We start from the raw sequence: 6,429 nt of genomic DNA on the forward strand, positions 1-6,429 counted from the left end.
AAGTCCGAACCCACGCTTGTTCCGGCCAAACCCTGTCAGGAGCCTCTGCGGCTGGCCGATCTGTAGAGCACGAAGGCGACCAGCAGCGCGTCCAGGCCGACGATCACCGCCGGCAATCCCAAAGGCCCGATCGCCTGCATCAGCAGACCGGCGCTGGGCGGACCGACAATGCCGCCAACGCCCCACAACAAGGCGAAAGCGGCGTTGCCGGTGACCAGCAGCGAGCCCTTGAAGCGGCTGCCGAGTTCCACCAACGCCATCGTGTAGACGCCATAGCCGACCGCTCCCATCACCAGCAGCACCGCCCAGATCAGCGGCGTCGTGATCAGCAGCGGCAGCAGAAGCGCGCAAACGGTGGTCGCCACCGCACAGGCCAGGATCATGGGGCGGCCGCCGAAGCGTTCGGCGAGCAGGCCGAGCGGGATCTGCAGCAGGATATTGCCCAAGGATAACGCCATCACCAGAGCGGCGAGCACGGCTTCCGGCAAGCCATAGCCGGCGCCGAAGACCGGAACCAGCGCATAGGTGCTTTGCTGGACCGCTGCCGAGACCAGCACCGCCAGCAGCAGCGCCGGCGCCAGCCGGGCAAAACCGATAAAGCTGCCGGCTGGCTGGCCGTCATCCTCGAAACCGGTGAGCTTTGAGGAGACAAGGCGCAGAATGACGGCGCAGAGCACGAACCCGCCAATGCCGACGCTGAAGGGAGCCCAGCCCGACGTGCCGAGCAGGGTCAGTGTGAAAGGCCCGGCCGCGTAGCCGGCCCCCATCAGCGTGTTGAACACGCCCATCACCCGGCCGCGTCGCGCCGGCGGCGCCAGCGACAGCGCCCACACCTCGCCGAGGATATAAAGCGGGTTGATGACCACGCCGATGATGAAACGGAGGACGAACCACGCCACCCAGTCCTGCAGATAGCCGATGCCCAGGAAGCACAGCGCACCGATCAGCGAGCAGCCGACGGCGAGCGTGCGGGCGCCGACCAGCCGCACGGCGGCGGGCACGAACGAGGCAGACAGGATCAAGCCAACCGGCATCATCGCCGCCGACAGGCCGATCAGGCCCGGCGACATGCCTTGCTTCTGCATCAGCAGCGTGAACAGCGGCGAGCTCAGCCCTTGCGCGGCGCCGAACATCGCCAGCGCTGCGGTGACGCCGGCGAGCGCTGCCCACTGCGTTGCCGCTTCGCCTTGGCTCGAGCCGGTCGCGACCATGCTGCCGTTCCATGAGTGAATCGCCGACCAGCGGATCGGCAAGCCATCAGCTACCGGTTCGATCACCGGAAAGGAAGGGCCGGACAGCGAAATCCGCTTGCGCCAACGGCCGGCGCCGTGCACCGGAAGGCTCGCGTCAAAAGCCGTCAGCACCCGCCGGCAGCGCTATGGAAAATACCGTGCGATCGCGCCTTTCCTGCCTTGCGCGTAAGGCTTCAGCCACTTGTCGTCGATGGACAGCCCATCGTCATCCGAAGGTCCCTTGCCGATGGTCCTGCGCCAGGCGCGGAACTTATAGTGGTCGAACACGTCGAGCATATGCACGGCATAGGCCGCGGCGAAGGTCTTGTCGCCTTCGACGATCACCATGTTCTCGTCATTCTCGTAGGAAGCCTTGTAGCCGAGATTGTGGCTGCCGGTGACGACCGTTGCGTTGTCCTCCATCGGATCGATGATGACGATCTTGTCGTGCACGATGGCATGGCCGACGGTCAGCACCTCCGCCTGGAAATCGCGGGCGATCGTGGCGCCGGTCAGGTTCGCCGCCCGCACGATGGAAACGTTCGGCGCCTCCCAGACCTTCTCCGGATAGACGAAGGGCGACTTGCCGTCCCTGTTTGATTTATGGGTGACCGGATCCTTGGTCGGCGCGACATAATTGGGCATGGCGGTCTCATCGCTGATTGCCCCTTGCACGATCAGCTTCGGATCGGCCCTTGCCGCCGCCACCGCCTGGTCGACGATCGAATTGTCGCCGAGCCGCGAAGGATTGAACACCAGGAACAGCACGGCGCGCTTGGCTGCCTTGATGCGGGCGAAGAGGTCCTCGAGATCGACCGGCCGCACCGAGATGTCCTTCTTGTTGCGCTCGGGATCATTGGGCGAGAACCACACCGTCATGCCGTCCAGCGCCGCCGTGGCGCCGTTGAGCGGGTTTGGCCTGTGGTTTTCCCTGCGAAACGGCACGCCTTGCGTCTGCGCGACATGGCCGGCGGCGCTTTCCGTGGCCGGCGGCGGGAACAGGTCGGCCTTCATGCGCTGCCAGTAGGCGTCGAATATCTCGGCCATCGCCGGCTCGTCGCGGATGAAGGCGTTGTTGGATTGCCCGCAAATGCCCGTCGAGGTCCAGTTGGTGCTGCCCGTCATCACCGATTGCGGCTTGCCCTGGGCATCGCGATAGACGGCGAACTTGTTGTGGCCGATATGGTTGTTGTTGAACAGGCGATCCGTCACCGCGACGCCCGCGTCGTGCAGCCGCTTCCTGTAAGGCGCGTTGCCAGCGTCCCAGGCCTTCGTCTGGTCATCCCTGCCCGAGTTGGAAAGAATGACCTCCACGACATCCTTGGCGGCAATGATTGCGTCGCACAGTTCGTCGTCGCCAAGCTCGTAGAGCGCAAGCCTGACCGTGCCGCCTTCGGCTTTGGCCCGCTTCAGCAGGCTGGTCAGCACATCAGGCACGTCGCCGTGCAGGTAGGCGCGTATCTTGCTGGTCGGGTCCTGCAGCACAGCCCTGATCTTGTCGCGCTGCCCGAGCTTGATGCCGGCCTCGGCCAGCGCGCGCGACATCCATTGCGTCGACAGCACGCCATTCGTGAAGGCGACGCGCGCCTTGCCGAACATCTGGCCGAGGAAGATCGGCGGACTGACCGCGCCCCGGCCGAGATAGCCCAGCGGCCGCGCTGGGCCGGTATAGGTCTTTTCCGGGCGCACCGGCACGGGATCGAGCCCGGCCTTCATATCGCCGACCGGACGCACCCGGTAGGCGATCATTTCGCCGTCTGGCCTGACATCCAGGCTGTCGCGGCGCCGCCGGACAGTGAGATCGCGCCAGAATGTCTTCTGCACCGGCCAGACGCCGGTATCCTGGGGGATCCAGTCCTTGTTGCGCTGTCCCTTGAAGGGCACCCAGGAAGCCAGGCAACGCTCCTCGCCGGTGTCGGGATAGAGGCGAACGATCTCGAAGCCCAGGCAGCCCGGGATCATCCCGTCGAGGTCCCAGGAGAGGAACGCGACTTCGTTGTTGGTGGCGGCACGCACTTTGACGACGTCAGGCATGGCTCTCCCTCCGGAGATATTCGACGCACAAGTTTATCAGAAGCAAAAGACGATACTGCAACGAATGGCGCCCCCTTATCCGCGGGCCCGCCTCGGGACCACGCAGCTGCCGTTCCGGCATGTCGCTTCCCTCGCTCTAGTGGTCGCCGCCTCCGCAATGGCCGGACAGCCGCCGGTCCATTATGCCGCCCACTTTCGCATCGTACGAGGCCCCTCATGACCGCCGCCCTTCAACCCGCCGAACCGGCATTGGCAACCGATCGTGCCCGCCGCGGCGGCCGCGCCGGAAAACGCGCAGGCGGCTCGGCCGCGTTCGAGCAGCCGCCGTTCCGCCAGCTGAAAATCCCGCTCCAGCCGACCAAGCTGGTTTCCGACGACGAGCTGGAATCGATCCACCTGGCCTCGCTGCGGGTGCTGAAGGAGATCGGTGTCGACGTCCTGCATGACGAAGCCCGCCGCATCATGAAGGAACATGGCGCCGACGTGCGCGAAGGCAGCGAGCGCGTGCGCTTCGACAGCGACATGATCCTCGATCTGGTGTCGCACTGCCCACCTGAATTCACCATCCATGCCCGCAACCCCGCGCACAATGTGCGCTTCGGCGGCGACAACCTGATCATCTCGATGATGGCCTCGGCGCCCAATTGCTCGGACATCGATCGTGGCCGCCGGCCCGGCAACCAGCAGGACTATCGCAATTTCCTGCGCCTGGCGCAGATGCACAACATACTGAACTGCACGGGCGGCTATCCGGTCGAGCCGATCGACATCCACCCCTCCGTCCGCCACCTCGAATGCATCCGCGACCTCGCCACGCTGACCGACAAGGTGTTCCACATCTATTCGCTCGGCAAGGAGCGAAATGTCGACGGCATCGAGATCACCCGTATCGCGCGCGGCATCAGCCACGAGCAGCTGCTCGAAGAACCGTCCGTCTTCACCATCATCAACACAAATTCGCCGCTGAAACTCGACGTGCCGATGATGGAAGGCATCATCCAGATGTCTAGCAAGGGCCAGGTCGTCATCGTCACGCCCTTCACCCTGTCGGGCGCCATGGCGCCGGTGACCATTGCCGGCGCGCTGGTGCAGCAGAACGCCGAGGCGTTGTCCGGCATCGCGTTTGCCCAGATGGTCAGAAAGGGCGCGCCGGTCGGTTATGGCGGCTTCACCTCCAATGTCGACATGAAGTCGGGTGCGCCCGCCTTCGGCACGCCCGAATACATGAAGGCGCAGCTCGTCGGCGGCCAGCTCGCCCGCCGCTACAACATCCCCTACCGCACCTCCAACACTTGCGCCGCCAACACGGTCGACGCACAGGCCGCCTATGAAAGCGTGTTCTCGCTGTGGGGCGCCATTCAGGGCGGCGGCAATTTGATGATGCACGCCGCCGGCTGGCTCGAAGGCGGCCTGCGCTGCTCCTACGAGAAGACCATCCTCGACATCGACCTGTTGCAGATGGTGGCGGAATTCTTGACCCCGCTCGACCTGTCCGAACAGGCGCTTGGCTTCGACGCCATCCAGTCGGTCGGCCCCGGCGGCCACTTCTTCGGCACACAGCACACGCAGGACCGCTACAAGACCGCCTTCTACTCGCCGATCCTGTCCGACTGGCGCAATTTCGAGACCTGGGCGGAAGCCGGCTCGCCGACGGCGCTCGAAAAGGCCAACAAGGTGTGGAAGGAGCGGCTGGCCTCCTATGAGGAGCCTTACATGGACCCGGCGATCCGCGAAGAGCTCAACGCCTTCGTCCAGAAACGCCGCGCCGAAGGCGGCGCGCCGACCGATTTTTGATCTGTATTGGCTTCATGAGCAGTCGACCCCCACTCCGTCGAGCTGCGCTCGACACCTCTCCCCCGATCGACGGGGGAGAGGAAGGGCGTGAGCTTGGCCGGGCTGGCTCCCTTCCTCTCCCTCCGGAGGGGGGAGAGGTGGCGCTGCGAAGCAGCGACGGAGTGGGGGAAGCCGCTCGTAAAACCCGCAGTCGCCGAAAGTCAGGCACAACCCAGAGAGCCAGGAAACTCAGGCAAGGCAACAATCAGGCCGAAGCACTGCTTTGGCTCGAACTAAAAGCCCGCAGACTTGGTGGCTACAAGTTCACACGCCAGTTCTCTATCGGACCATACTACGCCGACTTCTGTTGCCGCGAAAAATGGCTGGTCGTCGAGCTCGACGGCTCACAGCACGCCGACAGTTCCTACGACCGCCGCCGCGACGATTTCATGCGCGCCCAAGGCTACTCGATCCTGCGCCTCTCGAAACATCGTACTCCCGTCTGTGAAACCGTCCTTGCCGCGCTCGACGGCAGGCTGACCGAAAACATCGCTGCATCCGACCTCCGCCTTGTTTTCACACCGCACTCACCCGATTCAATCTCTTCAAAAACGGACCTATCTTCATGAAATCCCATGTAAAAGCGGTTGTCATCGGCGGCGGCGTCGTCGGCTGCTCGGTGCTCTATCACCTGGCCAAGGCCGGCTGGACCGACATCATGCTGATCGAGCGTTCGGAGCTCACTTCCGGCTCGTCCTGGCACGCGGCGGGCGGCTTCCATACGCTCAACGGCGACCCCAACGTCGCCAAGCTGCAGGCCTATACCGTGCAGCTCTACAAGGAGATCGAGGAGCTTTCCGGCCAGTCCTGTTCGCTGCACCTGACCGGCGGCGTGATGATGGCCGACTCGCCCGAGCGCATGGACTTCCTGCGGCTTGCCCATGCCAAGGGCCGCTATCTCGGCATGGATACCGAGCTGATCACGCCATCCGAGGCCAAGGCGATGTTCCCGCTGATGGACGAGACGAATTTCGTCGGCGCCATGTGGGATCCGGTCGAAGGCCATCTGGATCCGTCCGGCACGACGATTGCGTACTCGAAAGCGGCGAAGAAACTCGGCGCCGAGATCGTGCTGCGCAACCGCGTCGTCGAACTGACGCAGCAGGTCGACGGCACCTGGAACGTCATCACCGAACAAGGCACGGTTCACGCCGAGCATGTCGTCAACTGCGGCGGTCTGTGGGCGCGCGAGATCGGCCGCATGGTAGGCCTCGAACTGCCGGTGCTCGCCATGGAGCACATGTATCTCTTGACCGAGCCCATGCCGGAGGTCGAGGAATTCAACAAATCGACCGGCCGCGAGATGATCGGCGTCATGGAACTGACGCTT

At 64.3% G+C, this 6,429-nt stretch carries 5 protein-coding genes; 3 read left to right on the forward strand and 2 right to left on the reverse strand.

Features of this window, described 5'->3' with window-relative positions; all coding sequences use genetic code 11:
* Positions 1-35 precede the first annotated feature (35 nt).
* Positions 36-1,211 carry an MFS transporter gene (locus tag FJ951_RS21275; RefSeq protein WP_140517268.1) on the reverse strand — a complete coding sequence of 392 codons (1,176 nt, stop codon included), beginning with the start codon at positions 1,209-1,211 and terminating at the stop codon, positions 36-38.
* A 165-nt stretch (positions 1,212-1,376) separates the two neighbouring features.
* Positions 1,377-3,266, reverse strand: coding sequence for a phospholipase D-like domain-containing protein (locus FJ951_RS21280; RefSeq protein WP_140517270.1), 1,890 nt, complete (start codon positions 3,264-3,266; stop codon positions 1,377-1,379).
* Between the two features lie 216 nt (positions 3,267-3,482).
* Between FJ951_RS21280 and FJ951_RS21285 the strand changes: the two genes are divergently transcribed.
* From FJ951_RS21285 to FJ951_RS21295, 3 genes are all read left to right on the forward strand, one after another.
* The gene (locus FJ951_RS21285; RefSeq protein ID WP_140495671.1) at positions 3,483-5,060 is read left to right on the forward strand and encodes a trimethylamine methyltransferase family protein; all 1,578 of its coding nucleotides are present in this window, start codon (positions 3,483-3,485) and stop codon (positions 5,058-5,060) included.
* Positions 5,061-5,197: 137 nt separating this feature from the next.
* Positions 5,198-5,668 (forward strand): DUF559 domain-containing protein, encoded by a 471-nt coding sequence (locus FJ951_RS21290; RefSeq protein ID WP_140517272.1) that lies wholly within the window; start codon positions 5,198-5,200, stop codon positions 5,666-5,668.
* Positions 5,665-6,429: FAD-binding oxidoreductase (locus FJ951_RS21295; RefSeq protein WP_140517274.1), on the forward strand; the 765-nt coding region annotated here is incomplete at its 3' end. The genes FJ951_RS21290 and FJ951_RS21295, both read left to right, overlap by 4 nt.

Origin of the sequence: Mesorhizobium sp. B2-2-3 (assembly GCF_006442405.1) — a bacterium.
Classification (GTDB): domain Bacteria; phylum Pseudomonadota; class Alphaproteobacteria; order Rhizobiales; family Rhizobiaceae; genus Mesorhizobium.

What these genes read in the sequence shown, in the direction of transcription:
- FJ951_RS21275 (WP_140517268.1), bottom strand. Translation starts at nt 1,211, where the DNA reads ATGGTCGCGACCGGCTCGAGCCAAGGCGAAGCGGCAACGCAGTGGGCA.
- FJ951_RS21280 (WP_140517270.1), bottom strand. Translation starts at nt 3,266, where the DNA reads ATGCCTGACGTCGTCAAAGTGCGTGCCGCCACCAACAACGAAGTCGCG.
- FJ951_RS21285 (WP_140495671.1), top strand. Translation starts at nt 3,483, where the DNA reads ATGACCGCCGCCCTTCAACCCGCCGAACCGGCATTGGCAACCGATCGT.